The 16,645-nt window shown below is 70.4% G+C and carries 13 protein-coding genes and 1 pseudogene; 8 read left to right on the forward strand and 6 right to left on the reverse strand.

All coding sequences use genetic code 11. The features are described from left to right. Positions 1 to 32: 32 nt before the first annotated feature. The 4 genes from IE271_RS18365 to IE271_RS18380 are packed head-to-tail and all read right to left on the reverse strand — an operon-like array spanning position 33 to position 4,322. A complete protein-coding gene (locus IE271_RS18365) occupies positions 33 to 794 on the reverse strand; it encodes an SDR family NAD(P)-dependent oxidoreductase (protein WP_190191431.1) in 762 nt (253 codons plus the stop codon). Positions 795 to 796: 2 nt separating this feature from the next. Next, complete coding sequence (locus IE271_RS18370; protein WP_190191432.1) at positions 797 to 2,449, reverse strand: FAD-dependent oxidoreductase; 1,653 nt, start codon at positions 2,447 to 2,449, stop codon at positions 797 to 799. Then, positions 2,446 to 3,159 (reverse strand): dTDP-4-dehydrorhamnose 3,5-epimerase family protein, encoded by a 714-nt coding sequence (locus tag IE271_RS18375; RefSeq protein ID WP_308435186.1) that lies wholly within the window; start codon positions 3,157 to 3,159, stop codon positions 2,446 to 2,448. The genes IE271_RS18370 and IE271_RS18375 overlap by 4 nt, the downstream gene beginning before the upstream one ends. Further along, on the reverse strand, positions 3,147 to 4,322 hold the full coding sequence (locus IE271_RS18380) for a nucleotide disphospho-sugar-binding domain-containing protein (RefSeq protein ID WP_373308786.1): 1,176 nt from the start codon (positions 4,320 to 4,322) through the stop codon (positions 3,147 to 3,149). The genes IE271_RS18375 and IE271_RS18380 overlap by 13 nt, the downstream gene beginning before the upstream one ends. Positions 4,323 to 4,516: 194 nt before the next feature. Here IE271_RS18380 and IE271_RS18385 point away from each other — a divergent pair, with 194 nt between their 5' ends. From IE271_RS18385 to IE271_RS43335, 5 genes and pseudogenes are all read left to right on the forward strand, one after another. After that, positions 4,517 to 5,692, forward strand: coding sequence for a nucleotide disphospho-sugar-binding domain-containing protein (locus IE271_RS18385; protein WP_229919401.1), 1,176 nt, complete (start codon positions 4,517 to 4,519; stop codon positions 5,690 to 5,692). A gap of 40 nt (positions 5,693 to 5,732) precedes the next feature. After that, positions 5,733 to 7,001 carry an acyltransferase family protein gene (locus IE271_RS18390; protein WP_190191435.1) on the forward strand — a complete coding sequence of 423 codons (1,269 nt, stop codon included), beginning with the start codon at positions 5,733 to 5,735 and terminating at the stop codon, positions 6,999 to 7,001. A gap of 5 nt (positions 7,002 to 7,006) precedes the next feature. After that, a complete protein-coding gene (locus IE271_RS18395; protein WP_190191436.1) occupies positions 7,007 to 8,200 on the forward strand; it encodes a nucleotide disphospho-sugar-binding domain-containing protein in 1,194 nt (397 codons plus the stop codon). A 1-nt stretch (position 8,201) separates the two neighbouring features. Next, on the forward strand, positions 8,202 to 9,209 hold the full coding sequence (locus tag IE271_RS18400; RefSeq protein ID WP_190191437.1) for an NAD-dependent epimerase/dehydratase family protein: 1,008 nt from the start codon (positions 8,202 to 8,204) through the stop codon (positions 9,207 to 9,209). A 38-nt stretch (positions 9,210 to 9,247) separates the two neighbouring features. Continuing rightward, positions 9,248 to 10,223: pseudogene (locus tag IE271_RS43335) on the forward strand (transposase). Between the two features lie 78 nt (positions 10,224 to 10,301). On the opposite strand, the gene IE271_RS18410 reads toward IE271_RS43335, so the two are convergent. Both IE271_RS18410 and IE271_RS18415 read right to left on the reverse strand, forming a co-directional pair. Then, the gene (locus tag IE271_RS18410; protein WP_190191438.1) at positions 10,302 to 11,531 is read right to left on the reverse strand and encodes a class I SAM-dependent methyltransferase; all 1,230 of its coding nucleotides are present in this window, start codon (positions 11,529 to 11,531) and stop codon (positions 10,302 to 10,304) included. A 210-nt stretch (positions 11,532 to 11,741) separates the two neighbouring features. After that, entirely contained in the window at positions 11,742 to 14,219 is a 2,478-nt protein-coding gene (locus tag IE271_RS18415) for an excinuclease ABC subunit UvrA (RefSeq protein ID WP_190191439.1), read from the reverse strand. A 65-nt stretch (positions 14,220 to 14,284) separates the two neighbouring features. Between IE271_RS18415 and IE271_RS18420 the strand changes: the two genes are divergently transcribed. From IE271_RS18420 to IE271_RS18430, 3 genes are read left to right on the forward strand one after another with little or no spacing between them, the layout of a single operon-like run. Beyond that, entirely contained in the window at positions 14,285 to 14,863 is a 579-nt protein-coding gene (locus IE271_RS18420) for a PadR family transcriptional regulator (RefSeq protein WP_190191440.1), read from the forward strand. Then, a complete protein-coding gene (locus tag IE271_RS18425; RefSeq protein WP_268256200.1) occupies positions 14,860 to 15,828 on the forward strand; it encodes an ATP-binding cassette domain-containing protein in 969 nt (322 codons plus the stop codon). The genes IE271_RS18420 and IE271_RS18425 overlap by 4 nt, the downstream gene beginning before the upstream one ends. Before the next feature lie 18 nt (positions 15,829 to 15,846). Then, positions 15,847 to 16,602, forward strand: a complete 756-nt coding sequence (locus IE271_RS18430) for an ABC transporter permease (protein WP_190191441.1) — start codon at positions 15,847 to 15,849, stop codon at positions 16,600 to 16,602. Positions 16,603 to 16,645: the final 43 nt, after the last annotated feature.

The raw sequence follows: 16,645 nt of genomic DNA on the forward strand, positions 1-16,645 counted from the left end.
TCGTGGTGAGGTGCTCGCGGAGGTGGTACGACCTAGCGGCCCCCGGAGACGTCGAGGGCGGCACCGGTGATGTTGCCGTTGGCCTCCGAGCACAGGAACGCGACGGCGCGAGCGACGTCGTCCGGGGAGCTGAGGCGGCCGCTGGGGGTCCGGGCCAGTTCCTTCTCACGTACCTGGGCCGGCAGGTCGGCGACGACTCCGGCAGTCCGGGTCAGGCCGGGGCTGACGACGTTGACGAGAACCCCGTCCGGGCCGGTGTCCCAGGCCAGGCTGCGCACGAAGCCCAGGAGTGCAGCCTTGCCCGCTCCGTAGAACTCCTGTCCCGGTGCTCCGTCCCGGGCGATGTGCGAGGACACCAGGGCGACTCGGCCCCACTTCCTCATACGCATACCGGGCAGCACTAGCTGGACCGTGCGCAGCGTCTGTTCCAGGTTGTCGCGGAGCAGGGCCTGCCACTCCTCGGCGGGCACGTCCTCCGTGTGCCGGCCCGGCGGGCGCCGGGGGCCGCGCCGCACCGCATTGGCGACAAGAACGTCTACGCCGCCCCAGCGCTGCTCGACGGCGTCGACGGCAGTTTCGACGGCGGCCGGCTCGCTCAGGTCGTACGGAAGGGCCAGGGCCCGGTCGGCTGCGGCGCCGAGTTCCTCGGCCAGACGGTGGGCGTGCTCCGCGCGGCTGCGGTAAGTGATCGCGACCCGGGCGCCCTCAGCGGCGAAGGTGCGTGCAGTGGCGAGTCCGATGCCGGAGGAGGCGCCGGTGACGAGGACGGTCCTGCCGTCGAGTCCGAGATCCACCGTTATCCCTCCCGCCCGGACCGCCGGCCGCGCAGGGCGTCCAGCGCCGGTGCGAGTGCCCGTGCGGTGAGCCGATCGCCGCGCGCGCAGATGTATCCGTCCGGTCGGACCAGCAGCCATCCTCCGGAACTGAGCCCCAGGCGGGCGCGCAGCCGCCCGTCCCGGTCGGCCAGCGGAGCCGGTTCCACGTCCCGCGCCGCCCCGGAATGCGGCGCGTCGTCGAGGGTGCGTACGGACAGCCAGGCGGCGTGCTGGCGCGCGGCCTCGCCCGCCGCGTCCCGAGCCTCGGTGTCCCCGCCCGCCACCAGCAGCGTGCAGTGCGGACCGCGTAGTTCATCCAGAAGTGCCGTCCACGCCTCCGTCCGCGCCTGCTCCTCGGTCACCCGGGGCAGCCGGTCACCCGGGCGCGGGCCGGGCGCGTCGTCGGGCCGGTCGTCCGGCAGGGTCAGCGGACCGTCCGGGTAACCCACCGCCAGGGCCGACATCGTTCCGATGATTTTGCGTTCGATCCGGCCGCGCAGCGCGGCGGACCGGCGGACCACCGCGAAGGCCACGGGCAGGACCGCGGTGGCCGCAGAGTTCTTCAACTGGACGAGGAAGGTGGCCTTCCGCGTCGAGCCGAGCAGGGCGCGACCGATGGGTACACGCTCGTCCGAGTAGCTGTCCAGCAGGCTCTCGTCGGCATGGCCCTGTTCGACCATGGCGAGCTTCCAGCCGAGGTTGTAGGCGTCCTGGATCCCCGTGTTGAGTCCCTGGCCCGACGCCGGACTGTGCACGTGTGCCGCGTCGCCGGCCACCGCACAGCGGCCGACGCGCATCGTACCGATCATCCGCTGCTGGATGGTGAAGACCGATACCCAGGTGGGGGTGCGGACGGTGACGGGCCGTCCGAGGCCGTTCCGGAGCTTGCGGGCGAAGCGCTCGGCGACCGCATCCGGGTCGCCGTCATAGCTGGCGTCGGCGGTGTCGAGCAGGCGCCACTTGCCCTCCTCGGGGAACGGGATGACCATCACTGTGCCCGTGCCGACCTTGACCCAGTGGATGCTGTTCTGCGGCAGGTCGACGTCGACGTATGCGTCAGCGATCAGCCAGGTCTCGGTGGAGTCTCCGACCAGCGGCAGCTTCAGCAGCCTGCGCACCGTGCTGTGCCCGCCGTCGCACCCCACCAGCCAGCGGACGGTGAGTCGCTCCTCGCCGGCCGGAGTGTGCAGCACGGTATGCACGGCGTCGGCGTCCTGTGCGAAGTCGGCGAGCCGCACGCCCCATTCGACCTTTACGCCCAGTTCGGCGACGGCCTGCCGCAGCACATCCTCCGTCGCTGCCTGGTCGATCATCAGGGTCATGGGGAAGCGGGTGGGGTGATCGGAGTAGTCCGGCCCGAGGCGGGCCAGGGTGCGGCCGTTGAGGTGCATGGTGAACCGCTGGATGATCCTGCCCCGGGCCATGATCCGGTCCAACAGCCCCGCCTGGTCATACGTCTCCAGGGAGCGTGCGTGCGTGGCCATGGCCCTACTGGTGGCGGCCGGGCCGTCGGCGGCGTCGATCAGACGTACCCTCACGCCGCGGCGGGCGAGTTCGTAGGCGGTCATCAGGCCCACCGGGCCCGCGCCCGCCACCAGGACGGCGGGCGACGGATCCTCGTGCGCAGTTGTCACGTCGGTCTCCTCACGGTGTCGTGGGGCGTGTGGGGCGGACAGCGCGGTAGCAGGCCCAGCCGTGCCGCCTCACGCAGGGAAGGAGCCGCGGCGTCCCGCTCGGAGAGCGTTCGCGCGTCCGCGGCCGCCGGCCACGGCAGGGCCAGGTCGGGGTCGAGCGGGTGCACCGTGCGCTCCAGTTCGGGCCGGTACGGCGCAGAGCACAGATAGAGCACAGTCGCCCGGTCGGTGAGGGCGACGAAGGCGTGCCCGAGGCCTTCGGTGAGCAGGACGGCGCGCCAGTGATCGGGCCCGAGCCGCACCGCGTCCCAGCGCCCGAAGGTGGGCGAGCCCTCCCGGAGGTCCACGGTGAAGTCCAGGACCTCACCCGCCACGCACGTCACGTACCGGGCTTGGCCGGGAGGCGTGCGGACGAAGTGCACACCGCGGATCACACCCTTGCGAGAGACGGAAGCCCCGGCCAGCGCGACGGGCAGCCGTGCGCCCGTGGCCTGCTCGACGGCATCGGGGCTGTACCACTCGGCGAACGTGCCGCGCTCGTCGTGGTGCGGCCGCAGGCTGAACTCCCAGGCCCCGGCCACGGCCAACGGGCGCATACCGGGCTCTGCGCCCGTGCTGGGCTGTGCGGTCGTACCGGGCTCCACTCCTGCGTCGACGTCGGGCTTCGCGCCCGTACCGCGTTCCGCACCCGTGCCGGCTAGCGGGCGCATGCCGGCTCCTGTGCAGCGACGGCTTGCTCAACAGCGGAGACGGTCCGGGCCGGGGAGGGCATCCGCGCCATGGAGTCGGCCACGGAGCGGGCGGACTCCCGGTGACGCGGATCGCCGAGGAGGATCCGGCACTCGGCCTCGATGCGCTCCGGTGACACATCCGCGGAGTCGAGACGGCGGCCTGCTCCGACCTCCGCCACCGCGTGCGCGTAGGCGGCCGTGTCCGAATGGAATCCAGGCAGCACAAGTTGGGGCACGGCGTGAACGAAGGACGTCATCGTCGTGCCGGGGCCGCCGTGGTGGACCACAAGGTCACATGCGGGCAGCACCTGGTCGAGCGGCAGCCAGCCCACCGCCCGCATGGCCGGCGCGTCCCGACCGGCCGGGACGACCTGCCCGGCGTCGTCCATGGCCAGCACCGCCTCGGCACCCGCCCGCGCCAGTCCCCGCAGAATTCCGTCCAGCAGCGGATGTGCCCGATCCTGCGGCAGGCTGCCGAGCGTCACGCAGACGCGAGGCCGCTCGCGCGGTGCGCGGACCCAGTCCGGGACCACGGTGGAACCGTTGTACGGCACGTACCGCATCGGTAGAACGGGCCACGGCGGCGCGGACGTCCGCCCGCCCCGTACCTCCGGCGGCCAGACGTCGACGAGGAACCGGGGATCGGGCAGGCGCTCCAGGCCCAACACCGTCAACTCGGGGGTGAGTTCCTCCTCGGCCGCCTCCCGATAGAACGAGGAGACCGGCAGGCCCCATCCGTGCTCCACCCAGGGCACACCGGCCCGGCCGGCTGCCATCCGCCCCGCGTACTCAGTGGGTTCGCTGACCACGAGGTCCGGCCGCCAACGCTCGGCTATGCGCAGGGTTTGTTCCAGGGCGTGCGCGGCCATCCTGCCGAACCCTCGTCCGCTGCGGCGAATCCTCCCCTCCGGGTCGACGGGCCGCGGAATGGGCGTCCCGTCGCGCGTACATCCGATCATCTGCCGCATCGTCACGCCCTCGCACGTCCCCATGGCGGCGAGTCCCGCTTTCCGGACGACCGGCGTGAATTCCTCCGGAACGGCTGCCAGAACCTCGTGACCGGCCGCCCGCAACGCCCATGAAAAAGGCACCAGTTGCAAAACATGACCGTGCAGGGGAACACTGGTCAGCAAAATTCTCATGCGGCAGACCTTGCCACAGTGCTGACCGTCAGGAAACAGCGGACGAGGTTCTTCTATTCACGGTTGAGCCGCCCTCGACCAGGGCTCGTGGTGGCGCTGGGAGAAAAGGTCCGGGCCCGCACGGCCCGCGATCGAGAGGGTCGAGAATGCGCATCCTGTTCACTACGTTTCCCTCACCGTCCCACCATTTTCCGATGGTGCCGCTGGAATGGGCGGCGCGTGCGGCGGGCCACGAGGTGCGGGTCGCCAGCGCTCCGTCGCTGGTCGAGGCCATCACCGCGTCGGGGCTGCCCGCAGTGTCCGTGGGCTCGGCCGTCGACCTGGGGCGTGAGGCTCGGCGCAGCCGCGACCTGGTGGCCTGGCACGACCACGACCGCTGGCCGGCGGGCTGGCCCGTACAGCCGGAGCTCTTGGACGAGAAGCGTCTCGGCCTCCTTGCGGCGCTCGGCCGACGGCAGTTCGCCCTCGCCGGGAACATGCTCGACGACCTGGTTGCCTTCGCCCGTGACTGGCAACCCGACCTCGTCGTGCACGATGCCGTGTCGTACGCGGGGCCGGTCGTCGCATCGGTGCTCGGCGTTCCCAACATCAGCCACCTGTGGGGCAGTCCGGGCCTGCAGCGGCTTGAGATGAAAGGGCTCGGGGACGAGCCCCAGGACGGGTACGTGCAGCTCTACGAGCGGTTCGGAGCACCGGTGCGGACCTGGCCGCAGGCCTGGGTCGATCCGTGCCCGCCGCTGATGGGCTTCGGCGCGGTCGAGAGCGTCCGCACGATGCAGTACGTGCCCTACAACGGCCCCGGTGCCATGCCGGACCGGCTGCTCGACCGGCCGCGGCGGCCACGGGTCTGCGTGACCTGGGGTGCCACGACCGCCCGACTGCTGGGCGCCGAGATGGCGGACCTGTTGCGGCAGGCGGTCGAGGCGGTGGCCGCGCTGCCCGTGGAGGTCGTCCTGACCACCACGGCCGACCAGCGCGAACTGCTCGACGACCTCCCCCCGTCGGTTCGCACGGAGGTGTCCGTACCACTGCACATGCTGCTGCCGACGTGCACCGCGGTGGTCCACCACGGGGGCGCGGGCACCACCCTGACCGCCGCCCGCCTCGGCCTGCCCCAGCTGACGGTCACACGTCGGCCGGAGCCCACGCTCAACGGAGAGCGGCAGGCATCCACAGGCGCAGGGATCCACCTGACCTACGGCGAACTGAGCCGCGCGGCCGACCCGGTGAAGGAGATCCGGGAACAGGTCGCCCGTCTGCTGGACGACCCCTCCTACCGGGACGCGGCGCTGCGACTCGCTGACGACATGCGGCGGGTGCCGCCGCCGGCCGAAATCGTCACAGCCCTGGAGGGGGTCGCCCGCAGATGACGAAGCAACGTGCCCAAAGCCCTACAACGGGAGACCATCGATGAGCGCTTCTGATGCCGTCGGAGTCGAACGCGATTCCACACGGCCCCAGCACCTCGTGTCACTCACCGGACTGCGCGGAATTCTCGCCCTCATGGTGTTCGGTACGCATTTCTATCTGGCATTCGTGATGGCGGGCGGATCATTTGACTCGGCCGCCGTTCAGGAATTGCTGAGAATTCTTTTCTCACGAGCGGGAGGTGTTGCGGTCTCCTGCTTCTTTCTGCTGAGCGGATTCGTCCTCACCTTCATCGCGAGACCGGATGACACGGCCCGCTCCTTCTACCGGCGACGCATAGCCAAGGTGTATCCCGTGCACCTGGTGACGCTGGCCGTGGCGTTCGCGATGGTGTCGGTGCACTATGAGGTGCCGGGGGCGAAGGTCACCCTGGCCCACGTGTTCCTGGTGCAGGACTGGGTACCCAGCCAGTGGTACTACCTCACCATGACGGGCCTGGACTGGTCGCTGAGCTGCGAGGCGTTCTTCTACCTGTGCTTCCCTGCACTGCTGTACCTCCTGACGCGGGCACGCACCTGGATGCTGTACGTCCTGCCGGCGACGGCTGTGGTGCTGATCTTCGGCCTGCCGCACGTCCTCCTCAGCACCTTCAGCTTGACGCACCCCGATCCCATGGAGATGGTGCCCACCGGCGACTACGGCGGGCCGGTGGGGTACTGGTTCGCCTACGTCTTCCCGCCTATGCGGATGGCCGAATTCGTCATCGGCATCTGCCTCGCCCTCCTGGTACGCCGCGGCGCGTGGCGCGGGCCCGGAGTGGCGATCAGCCTGGTGCTGTGCGCGCTCGGCTGGTGGGCGACGCTCGAGGCCGACGGGTACCTGCCGCTGGCCGCGACCATGGTCGTGCCGTTCGCGCTGCTCATTGCCGCGCTCAGCACCGCCGACCTGAACTCCGGCTGGTCGCCGCTGCGCGTCAAGCCTCTGGTGTGGTTCGGCGAGATCTCCCTGTCCTTCTATGTCAGCCATCTCCTGGTGCAGGAGGAGTTGTTCGCCCGGCTGTGGAACGCAGGGCAGAGCGCCGGGTTGTTGCCCGCACCCCTGCCGGTGCTGTCCTGGTGGGTCGGAATCCTGTCGTTCACGGCGCAGTTCCTCCTCGCGCTGGCGGTGGCCTGGCTGCTGTACCGGCTGGTGGAACTGCCGATGGTGCGCAGGCTGCGGCCCAAGGACGTTCCGCCGCTACCGCTCACCGCGGCCGCGCAGCCGACCGCTGTCCCACCCGCTCGCAAGGCCCACGACCTGGCGGGGCGGTGACCGGCGTGCGCGTACTGTTCGCCGCCTCCGGCTGGCCCACCCATTACATGGCGATGGTCCCGCTTGCCTGGGCGCTGCGCACTGCGGGACACGATGTCCGGGTCGCCGCTCAGCCGTCCATGCACCCGGTGATCGTCCGCTCCGGCATGCCTGCTGTGGGCGTCGGTCCGGACGTCGATTTCGCGGCCGTGCGACGGCGCACCCTGCCGCACGAGCGGCGGGACACGGACCGGCCGGAGACGGCCGAGGAACTGCGCGCGGCGGCCGAGCGCGACGACGGCGGCCTGTTTCGCGCCTGGAACGAGGCGACCACCGCCGCGCTGGACGACACCGTCGCCTTCGCCAGGGCTTTCCGGCCCGACCTGATCATCGGCGACACCATGGCACCGGCCGCACTGGTCGCTGCTCACGTTCTGGGCGTGGTGGGCGTACGGCACCTGTGGGGGCCGGACATCCTCGGCTCGCCGAACGGTGAGAAGATCCTCGATGTGTTGCCCGGCTACTGGGAGCAGTTCGAACGGCACGGCGTACGGCCCTTTGGGGACCCGGCGCACCGCACGGTGTCGCCGTGCCCGCCGAGTCTGCGGATGCCGGCCGCGCCGAGCCTGCTGCCATTGCGCTGGGTCCCCTACAACGGCACCGGCCACGTGCCCGACTGGCTGAGCGAACCGCCGGCCAGGCCGCGGGTGTGCATCACCTGGGGGACCTCCACGACCGATGTCGTCGGCCGTACCGAGGTGAGCGTGCCGGACGTCCTGGACGCGCTGCACGGCCTGGATGCCGACATCGTCGTGACGGTCACGGCGGCGGAGAGGAAGGCGATCGGCACCCCGCCCCGCGGGGTCCGGGTCCTGGAGAACGCTCCGCTGCACCTGCTGCTGCCCGGCACGTCACTCCTCGTCCACCAGGGTGGTTTCATGACGGCCCTGACCGCGGCCTACCACGGGGTGCCACAGCTGGTCGTCCCACTGCTGCCCAACCAGGAGAGTGACGCCGAGGTGCTGGAGCAGTCCGGAGTGGCCCGCCGGCTGCCGGCCAAGGAGGCTGACACCCAGCGGTTGCGTGAAGTGGCTGAGGCGGTGCTGAATGTGCCGTCGTATGCAGAGGCGGCCGAGCGGGTGCGCGACGAGATTCTCGCGCAGCCTGCCCCTCAGGAGGTCGCCGGGACGCTGCGGGACCTTGCCGTCGCCGGTGTCTGACATGGCGGGTGGTGCGGCCGACCCCCTGGTCGTCGTCCTGGGCGCCTCGGGATTCATCGGATCGGCCGTCGTGGCGGAATTCGCCGGACGACCGGTCCGCCTGCGGCTCGTGGGGCGGCGGCTCGCACCGCCGCCTGACGCGGCGGCGGTGAGCGAAGTGCGCGCGGTCGACCTGTCGGCACCGGGCACCGTGGCACGGGCTGTGACGGACGCCGACGTGGTCATCCATCTGGTGGCCCGGATCGACAGCGGAGTGGCCTGGCGTGCGGCCGAGGAGGATCCGACTGCCGCACGCGTCAACGTGGATCTGACGCACCGGCTGATTGCCGCTCTTGCGGCCGCCCACCGTCCGCCGGGCGCGCCGCCTCCGGTGGTCGTGTTCGCCGGGTCCGCTTCGCAGGCGGGCCTTGCGGGGCGGCTGCGTGGCGACGAGCCGGACTGCCCGAACACGGTGTACGCGCGGCAGAAACTGGCGGCCGAGCTGGCGTTGAAGGAGGCGACGGCACGGGGCACCGTGCACGGCGTGTCGCTGCGGCTGCCGACGGTGTACGGGGTGAGCCCGGGGCCGTTCGGCAGCGGGGTGGTGGCGGCGATGGTGCAGCGGGCACTGGCCGGCCAGCCGCTCACGGTGTGGCGGGGCGGCGCCGGGGAGCGGGACCTGCTCCATGTCAGGGATGCGGCGCGGGCGTTCGTGGCGGCCGTGGAACATGCGCGCGAACTGTCCGGGCGGCACTGGCTGGTGGGCACGGGCCGCCCAGTCGTGGTCGCGGACCTTTTCCGTGCCGTGGCCCGGGCGGCGGCAGCGCGCACAGGGCGGCCGCCCGTGCCGGTGCTGGAGGTGGATCCTCCGGCCTCGGCGACGGCCGCGGACGCGCTGGGCATGTCGGTCGACTCGTCGGCGTTCCGCTCGATCACCGGCTGGCGTCCCCGCGTGCCGCTGGGACGGGCGCTGGACGAACTGGTCGCCGCGGTGTCGGAACGGCGCGAATCGGAGCCGAGGTCCTCATAGGGCTCCGTCAGGTCTTCCCGTTTGCGCTGGTCAGGAGCATGTCGAGGGGTGGGGACGCACACGGAGCGGAGCGGCTGCGGGCGACGCCGGCGCTGTGCGTGGCGGACGTGTTCGCGCCGGTGCCGCGCCGGGAGCAGCGGGCCAAGGGCGACTGCCATCTGCGCGGTCCGATGCCGGACCGCCGGCGCGAGCCGGTGCGGGCGAGGGCATCAAGGCTGCCGGACGGTGACGAGCAGGACCTGCAGCAGTTCGTGAACAAGTCCCCCGCGGGACTGGCTGCCGGTGCAGTGGCGCATCGGTGAGCGGATGCTGCCGCTGGTCGAACCGGTGGCCTGGGCGATCGGCGATGTGTCGGTGCCCGAGGACGGGGACATGTCCGTCGGGTGACCCGGCAGTACTGCGGCGCGCTGGGCGAGCGGGCCAACTACCAGGTCACGGTCGCTGTTCATGCGGTCGGCGACACCGCCTCGTTCCCGCTGCAGCAGCGGCTGTTCCTGTCCGGGTGATGAGCGGCCGATGCCGAACGCCGGGCCAGGGCCGGCGTCCCGCCGCGGTGAGACACCGGCCGAAGCGGCGCTTGGTCCTGGACATGCTCGACACCCCGGCCGCCCGGGAGATGGTGCCGCCGGTCGCCGTCACCGACAGCGCCCATGGCACCAGTGCCCGGCTGCGGGCCGGACTGGAGAAGCGCCCGCCCGGCCCGTGTCGTGGCCGTCGGCCCCACCGCCACCGCCCATCCCTTCGACGCCCGGCCACGAGCACCGGCCCGCCACGTCCATCGCCGAGCTGGTCCGGCTGACGAAGATCCGCAGGCGCACCGAGCAGGACCACCGCGAACTCAAGCACGGCCTGGGCCTGGACCACTTCGAGGATCGCTCCTGGAGCGGCCGGCACCACCACCTCACCCTGGCCACCGCCGCCCAGGCCCTCCTGGCCGAACAGCGCCCGGCCCCGAAAGTGCCCGCACCGGTCTCACCCTCCACCAGGTCCTGGACACCCTCCAGGACGTCCTGAGGTGCCGGGCCGGCACCTGCACCGTCCGCCATCGCCCCCTGCCCGGAACCCGCAGATCAGCACCAACCCAACGAAGTCCTACTGGACCGTGTGGACGCCGGGCACATAGAGGATCCACTGGCCGCCCTGGGCGCGAAAGGCACTCTCCTTGCGCATGATCTCCTCGGCGTGGTTCCAGGCGAACAGCAGGCCGTAGTCGGGATAGGGGGTGGCGAACGCTTCGGGGGCGCGCACCGGGATGTGGGAGCCGGGGCTGAGCTTGCCCTGTTTCGCCGGGGTGCTGTCGACGATGAAGGACACCAGGTCGGGGCCGATGCCGCAGTAGTTGGTCAGGGTCGCGCTTTTGGCCGTGGCGCCATAGCCCACCACGGTCCTGCCCTCCGCGCGGCAGCGCTCCAGCAGGGCGCGCAGGTCGTCGCGGACCTTGTCGACCTTGGCGCCGAATTGCGCCAGAGTCTCCGGCTCGGTGATGCGTGCGGCCTTCTCCCGCTCCAGGAAGCGGCCGACTGCCGGGCTGGGAGTGCGCACGCCGGGGCGGGCCACCGTGTAGCGGATCTCGCCGCCGTGCACGGCGAGCGGTTCGACGTCGATGAGTTCGAAGCCGTGATGGGCCGCCATGGCCTGCACCGAGCGGACGGTGAAGAAGTAGAAGTGCTCGTCGTAGATCTGGTCGAAGGAGGTGCGCTCGATGATGTCGGCCATGTACGGGTCCTCGAAGACGAAGATGCCGTCCGGCGCCAGCAACGCGTCGACGCCGCGGAAGACCGAGTCGATGTAGGAGATGTGCGAGAAGGTGTTGGCGGCGTAGATGACTTTTGCGGGACCGTCGGCTTCAGCGATGGCAGCCGCCGTTTCCTCCTCGAAGAAGGCGTTGCGGACCCGGATGCCCTTCGCGGCGGCCGCCTCCGCGACGCCGTCGCAGGGTTCGACGCCGAGGTGGCGGCGGCCGGCCCGGCGGATCGTGTCGAGCATGATGCCGTCGTTGCTGCCGAACTCCACGAGCAGGTCGCCGGGGTCGCGCAATTCGGTGTCGAGGAACCGGTGCGCCGTGCTGGTGAAGTGATCCTGCATTACGGAGGACAAGGAGGACAGGTAGGGGTAGTCGGTGCGGAACATCCGCTCGCGCGGGACGTCTTCCAGCAGCTGCACCATGGTGCAGGAGGTGCACATACCCACGGCGAGCCGGTGGAAGAACTCCTCCGGTCCGCCGTCGGGGTCGACGAATGCGTCGGCGACGGGCTGGCGTCCGAAGTCGAAGAACTCGTGCAGCGTGCCGCCGCAGATACGGCAGTCGAGCGTGGCAGTCATGATGCGTTCCTCAGCTCGGTGGGAGGGACGGCCTTCAGGGCCGGGCGGGCGTCCGCGCCGGTCGGCGGGTGCCCGCCCGGTCGCGGCGTTCGGGGAGGATCCCGGATGGTCGGGATCGTCCCCGCCGCGACTTGACGATCGCTCAAGGTGTGCTGGACGGGCTCGGGTCTGCGTCCGGGCCCGGATACCACCGGAGGTCTGGAGTGCGACTCAGTCCTGGAACAGCGGACGCAGGCAGCGGGCGGTGACTCCATGGCCCTGGGCGATTCGGCCCGGGGTGCCCTCGGCGACGATCCGTCCGCCCCGGTTGCCGGCCCCCGGCCCCATGTCGATGATCCAGTCGGCGCACGCGGCGACGTGCAGGTCGTGCTCGGCGATGACGACCGAGTTACCCGAGTCGAGCAGGACGTCGAGGGCGTCGACGATGCGCTGTACGTCCGACGGGTGGAGGCCGGTGGCGGGCTCGTCCAGGAGCACCATGCCCCGGCTGCGTCCGCCACTGCCCTGCAGGATGGCGTTGGCGAGCTTGAGCCGCTGCGCCTCGCCGCCGGAGAGTTCGGTGCCGCTCTGGCCGAGCTGAAGGTAGCCCAGTCCGGCCCGCCGCATGGCGTCCAGGGTGGTGGTCAGGGCTTTTGGCTCGGTGAAGAACTCGGCGGCCTCCTCCACGGTCATGGTCAGGACCTCGTCGATCGACCGGCCGTGGTAGTCGACGGTGAGTACGTCGGGGGTGAAACGGCGGCCCTCGCAGACGTCGCATTCGACCCACATGTCCGGCATGAAGTGCAGGTCCACCTGGCGCTTGCCGTACCCGGTGCAGGTCTCGCAGCGGCCGCCCGGCGAGTTGAAGGAGAACGTGCCGGCGCCGAGGCCGAGGTCACGGGCGCGTGGCGTGGCTGCGAAGAGCTTGCGGATGAGGTCGAACGCCTTGGTGTACGTGGCGGGGCAGGAGCGGGGGGTGCGGCCGATGGGATCCTGGTCGACGACTGTCACCCAGTCCAGACCTTGCGTTCCCTCGATCCGGGTGAGGGCCGTCGGCTGCTCTCCGCGCAGCGTCGCGGCCAGACCGGCGCCGAGCGCATCGTGGAGAAGGCTGCTCTTGCCACTGCCGCTCACGCCGGTGATGCAGGTGAGGGTGTTGAGCGGGATACCGACACGGTCCAGCCGTACATTGTGCACATCGACGCCTACGAGGTCGAGTCGGGACGCCGTGGCCGCGTCCCGTCGGCGGGGCCGGCGCACGCGCGGGCCGCGTCCGGCGAGGTAGGCGCCGGTGACGGAGTCCGGGACGCGCTGCACTTGCTCGGGCGGGCCGGAGGCGACCAGGGTGCCTCCTTCCCGGCCGGCGCCGGGGCCGAGGTCCACCACCCAGTCGGCCATGGCGATGAGCTCGGGGTCGTGCTCGACGAGGAGCACGGTGTTGCCGGCATCGCGCAGACCGGTGAGGATCTCCCGCAGCGGGTGCTTGTCGGCGGGGTGCAGGCCGGCGCTCGGCTCGTCCAGGACGAAGATGATGCCCGTGAGGTCCATGTTGAGCTGTGCGGTGACGCGGGCGCGCTGGAGCTCGCCGCCGGACATGGACGGCGCGGTACGCAGCGGCTGGAGGTGCCCGAGACCGAGCGCCGTCATCAGCCGTAAGCGTTTCTCCAGGTCGGGCAGGAACGTGGCCGCGACCTCGCGCTGCATCGGGGTGAGAGTGGGCTCCACCGTCTGTGCCCAGGCGTACAACTCCTCGACGGGCTTCAGGATGACCTCGGGGTAGGTGAGACCGCCGACCTTCAGGGTGCGGGCGACATCACCGTACCCGGTGCCGCCGCAGGCCTCGCAGGTCTGGCGCCGCATGAAGGCGGCGTAGTGCTGCCGGGCCGATTCGCTGCCTGCGGTCTCGTGGAGTCGTGTGATTTCGGCGAGGGCGCCCTTGAGGGGGACACTGCGCTCGACGGTGGCCTCGCTACCGGACTTCTTCTGCCGGGTGGTGATGCGGAAGGTGACGGGCTCGTCGCCGGTGCCGTACAGGACGGCGTGCCGGAATGCCTCCGGCAGTTCGCTCCAGGGCAGTTCGAGGTGGGCGCCGTACCGCTCGGCGAGGGCGGGCAGGGCGAGGTACTCGCCGGAGTGCGCACGGTCGAACCAGGCGCCGGCGCCCTTGAGGAGGGGCAGGTCGGGACGGGTGACGATACTGTCGGGATCCGGGCTGACGGTAGCGCCCATGCCGCCGCACCGCTTGCAGCGGCCCTCCATGCTGTAGCGGTCGAAGTAGGCACTGGTCAGTCCGCGCAGTTCGGGATGTTCCACGGCTTCGGGGCCCAGGGCGGGCATCCGGGCGAAGAGCAGGCCCAGGAAGTCGTTGAGGCCGGTGATGCTGCCCAGGGTGGAGCGCTCGCTGCGGTTGAGACGGCGCTGGTCGACGGCGAGGGTGACGCCCAGACCGCTGATGCGGTCGACCTGGGGCCGGTCCTTGGGGGAGATGAACTGCCGGAAGAACGGAGAGATGCCGTTCAGATAGCGCAGTTGAGCCTCTGCGTGGACGGTGTCGATGGCCAGCGAGGTTTTGCCGCTGCCGCTGACACCGGTGAAGGCGACGATCTTGTTCTTGGGGAAGGTGACGCTGACGTTGCGCAAGTTGTGGGTGCTCGCACCGACGACAGTGATGACGTCGTCGCCCGGAATGCCGTGCGTGTGGTGACTCACCGTGCTCCTTTGTGTACAGCCCTCATGAGTTGACTTCTCGATATTACTCTCGCGATACTAATCTTGTGAATCTCAATCGTTTGATGGCTCTGGGCACGCTGCAGAACGCGGGCCCACTGCACGGGCACGAGATCCGGCGCATCGCTGAGGTGACGAGCGTCAGCAACTGGGGCGGCGTCAGCGTCGGGGCGCTCTACCGCGAACTGCGCACCATGGATGAAGACGGCCTCGTCGAGCCCGTACGGACCGAGCAAGTGGGCCGACGGCCGGCGCGCAAGGTGTACCGCATCACCAGCCAGGGGGAGGCGGAGCTGCGCAAGCTGCGCGAAGAAGCCGTCACCCAGGTGCACCACGGCACCGATCCCTTCAGCGTGGCGCTCCTGTTCACCCGCACCAGCGACCTCCCGACCCTGCTGCACCTGCTTCAGCGGCGACGTACCGCTGTCGCCGCGATGCGCGACGACATCGACGCCGAGCGTGAAGCGCTGTCGAAGGGAGGTGCCATCGGTCCATTGGACGAAGCGATGTTCCGACGCAGGGTCATGCAGCTCGAAGCCGAACTCGCCTGGCACGACGAACTCGACAAGGCGATCGAGGCGTCGACCGCCGCCCCCGCAGACACCACGCAGGAGGACCCGCAGTGACCATGATTGACGCCCAGGGACTGGCCCGCAGCTTCCAGGCCCCACAAGGAGAGGTCAACGCCGTGCGCGGCGTTGACTTAAAGGTCGAGGACGGGGAGATCGTCGGTTTCCTCGGCCCCAACGGAGCCGGCAAGACCACCACCTTGCGCATGCTCACCACCCTCCTGCGCCCTACTGCGGGCACTGCCCGCGTCGCTGGCTGCGACCTGCTCTCCGACCCGGTCGGAGTGCGCCGCCGCATCGGTTACGTCGCGCAGGGCGGTGGCGCCAACCCCGCCGAGGTCGTTGCCAACGAACTGCTTCTTCAAGCCCGGCTCTATGGCATGTCCAAGTCCGAGGCGGGGCCACGCATTGCGGACCTGGCGGAACGGCTGGGCCTGGGTGGCCTGGAGACCCGACTGATCGGCAGCCTGTCCGGCGGTCAGCGACGACGTCTGGACATCGCACTCGGACTGGTGCACCGGCCACCGCTGATCTTCCTGGACGAACCGAGCACCGGCCTCGACCCGACCAGCCGCAACCAGCTCTGGGACCACATCCGCGGGCTGCGGGACGAACTCGGCGCGACGGTCTTCCTCAGCACGCACTACCTGGACGAGGCCGACGCGCTCTGCGACCGCATCCTGATCATGGATCAGGGCGCCATCCTCGTCGAGGATCGCCCAGAGGAACTGAAGAACCGGGTGTCGGGCGACGCGGTGACACTGGAGGTTGCTGCCGCGGACGTCCCGGCCGCCCAGGACGTCGTCCGCGGGCTTGCCGGAACCCGGGCCGTCAACGTCACCGGCCAGACCATCAGGTTCCGCGCGGACCACAGCAGCCGCTCGATGATCGAGATCATGCGCGCGCTCGACGCCCGTGCCGTCGACCCGATCTCCATCCAGGTCGACCGGCCCACGCTCGACGACGTCTTTCTCACCCTTACGGGGCAGTCGGCCGCTGCCACCTCCGCCCGCGCCGCCTGACCAGGGAGAACCACTATCATGCAGACCCTCAGGGACACGTTACTGGTCTTCGAGAACCAGCTCCGCTTCACCTTCCGCTACAAAATCACCATCGTCATGGGCCTGGTGCAGCCGGTCCTCTACCTCCTTCTGTTCGGTCCGCTACTGACCAAACTCGGCGACATGGGCCGGCCTGGGGACACCTGGCAGACCTTCGTCCCCGGCGTCCTTGTCTACCTCGCCCTGTTCGGCGCCGGCTTCTGCGGGTTCGGCATCATCGCCGATGTGCGCTCCGGTGTCATCGAACGACTGCGCGTCACCCCGGTCAGCCGCTTCGCGCTGTTGATGGGGCGGGTGATCCGCGAGGTTGCGGTGCTGCTCGTTCAGTCGGTAATCATCATCGCGGTCGGCCTGCTGCTCGGACTGCGCGCCAATGTTCTCGGCATTCTCAGCGCGGTCATCCTGGTTGTCCTGCTGGGTACCGCCCTGGCGGCGCTGTCACTGTCGCTGGGCGTGGCACTGAAGTCGGAGGACCAGTTCGCGCCGCTGCTCACCTCGGCCACACTTCCCATCATGCTGCTCGCCGGCATCCTGCTGCCCATGACCTTGGCCCCGACCTGGCTCGATGTACTGTCGCGGATCAACCCGCTGCGCTACATCGTCGACGCCATCCGCGATCTGTTCGCTGACCGGTTCGCCACCTGGGCGGTCCTGGAGGGAACCGCAGTGTCCGTGGTACTGGCGGTCGTCTGCGTCGCCGTCGGCATGCGCACGTTCGCCAAGGAGAGCGCCTGAGGAAAACGGACGTGCCCGCGGCCGGTCGGCCGCGGGCACGTGC

The organism is Streptomyces minutiscleroticus, from assembly GCF_014650875.1.
Lineage (GTDB): Bacteria > Actinomycetota > Actinomycetes > Streptomycetales > Streptomycetaceae > Streptomyces > Streptomyces minutiscleroticus.

Coding starts and splice junctions, on each gene's coding strand:
- IE271_RS18430 (WP_190191441.1), top strand. CDS start 15,847: ATGCAGACCCTCAGGGACACGTTACTGGTCTTCGAGAACCAGCTCCGC.
- IE271_RS18410 (WP_190191438.1), bottom strand. CDS start 11,531: ATGACTGCCACGCTCGACTGCCGTATCTGCGGCGGCACGCTGCACGAG.
- IE271_RS18390 (WP_190191435.1), top strand. CDS start 5,733: ATGAGCGCTTCTGATGCCGTCGGAGTCGAACGCGATTCCACACGGCCC.
- IE271_RS18400 (WP_190191437.1), top strand. CDS start 8,202: ATGGCGGGTGGTGCGGCCGACCCCCTGGTCGTCGTCCTGGGCGCCTCG.
- IE271_RS18380 (WP_373308786.1), bottom strand. CDS start 4,322: ATGAGAATTTTGCTGACCAGTGTTCCCCTGCACGGTCATGTTTTGCAA.
- IE271_RS18385 (WP_229919401.1), top strand. CDS start 4,517: ATGGTGCCGCTGGAATGGGCGGCGCGTGCGGCGGGCCACGAGGTGCGG.
- IE271_RS18375 (WP_308435186.1), bottom strand. CDS start 3,159: ATGCGCCCGCTAGCCGGCACGGGTGCGGAACGCGGTACGGGCGCGAAG.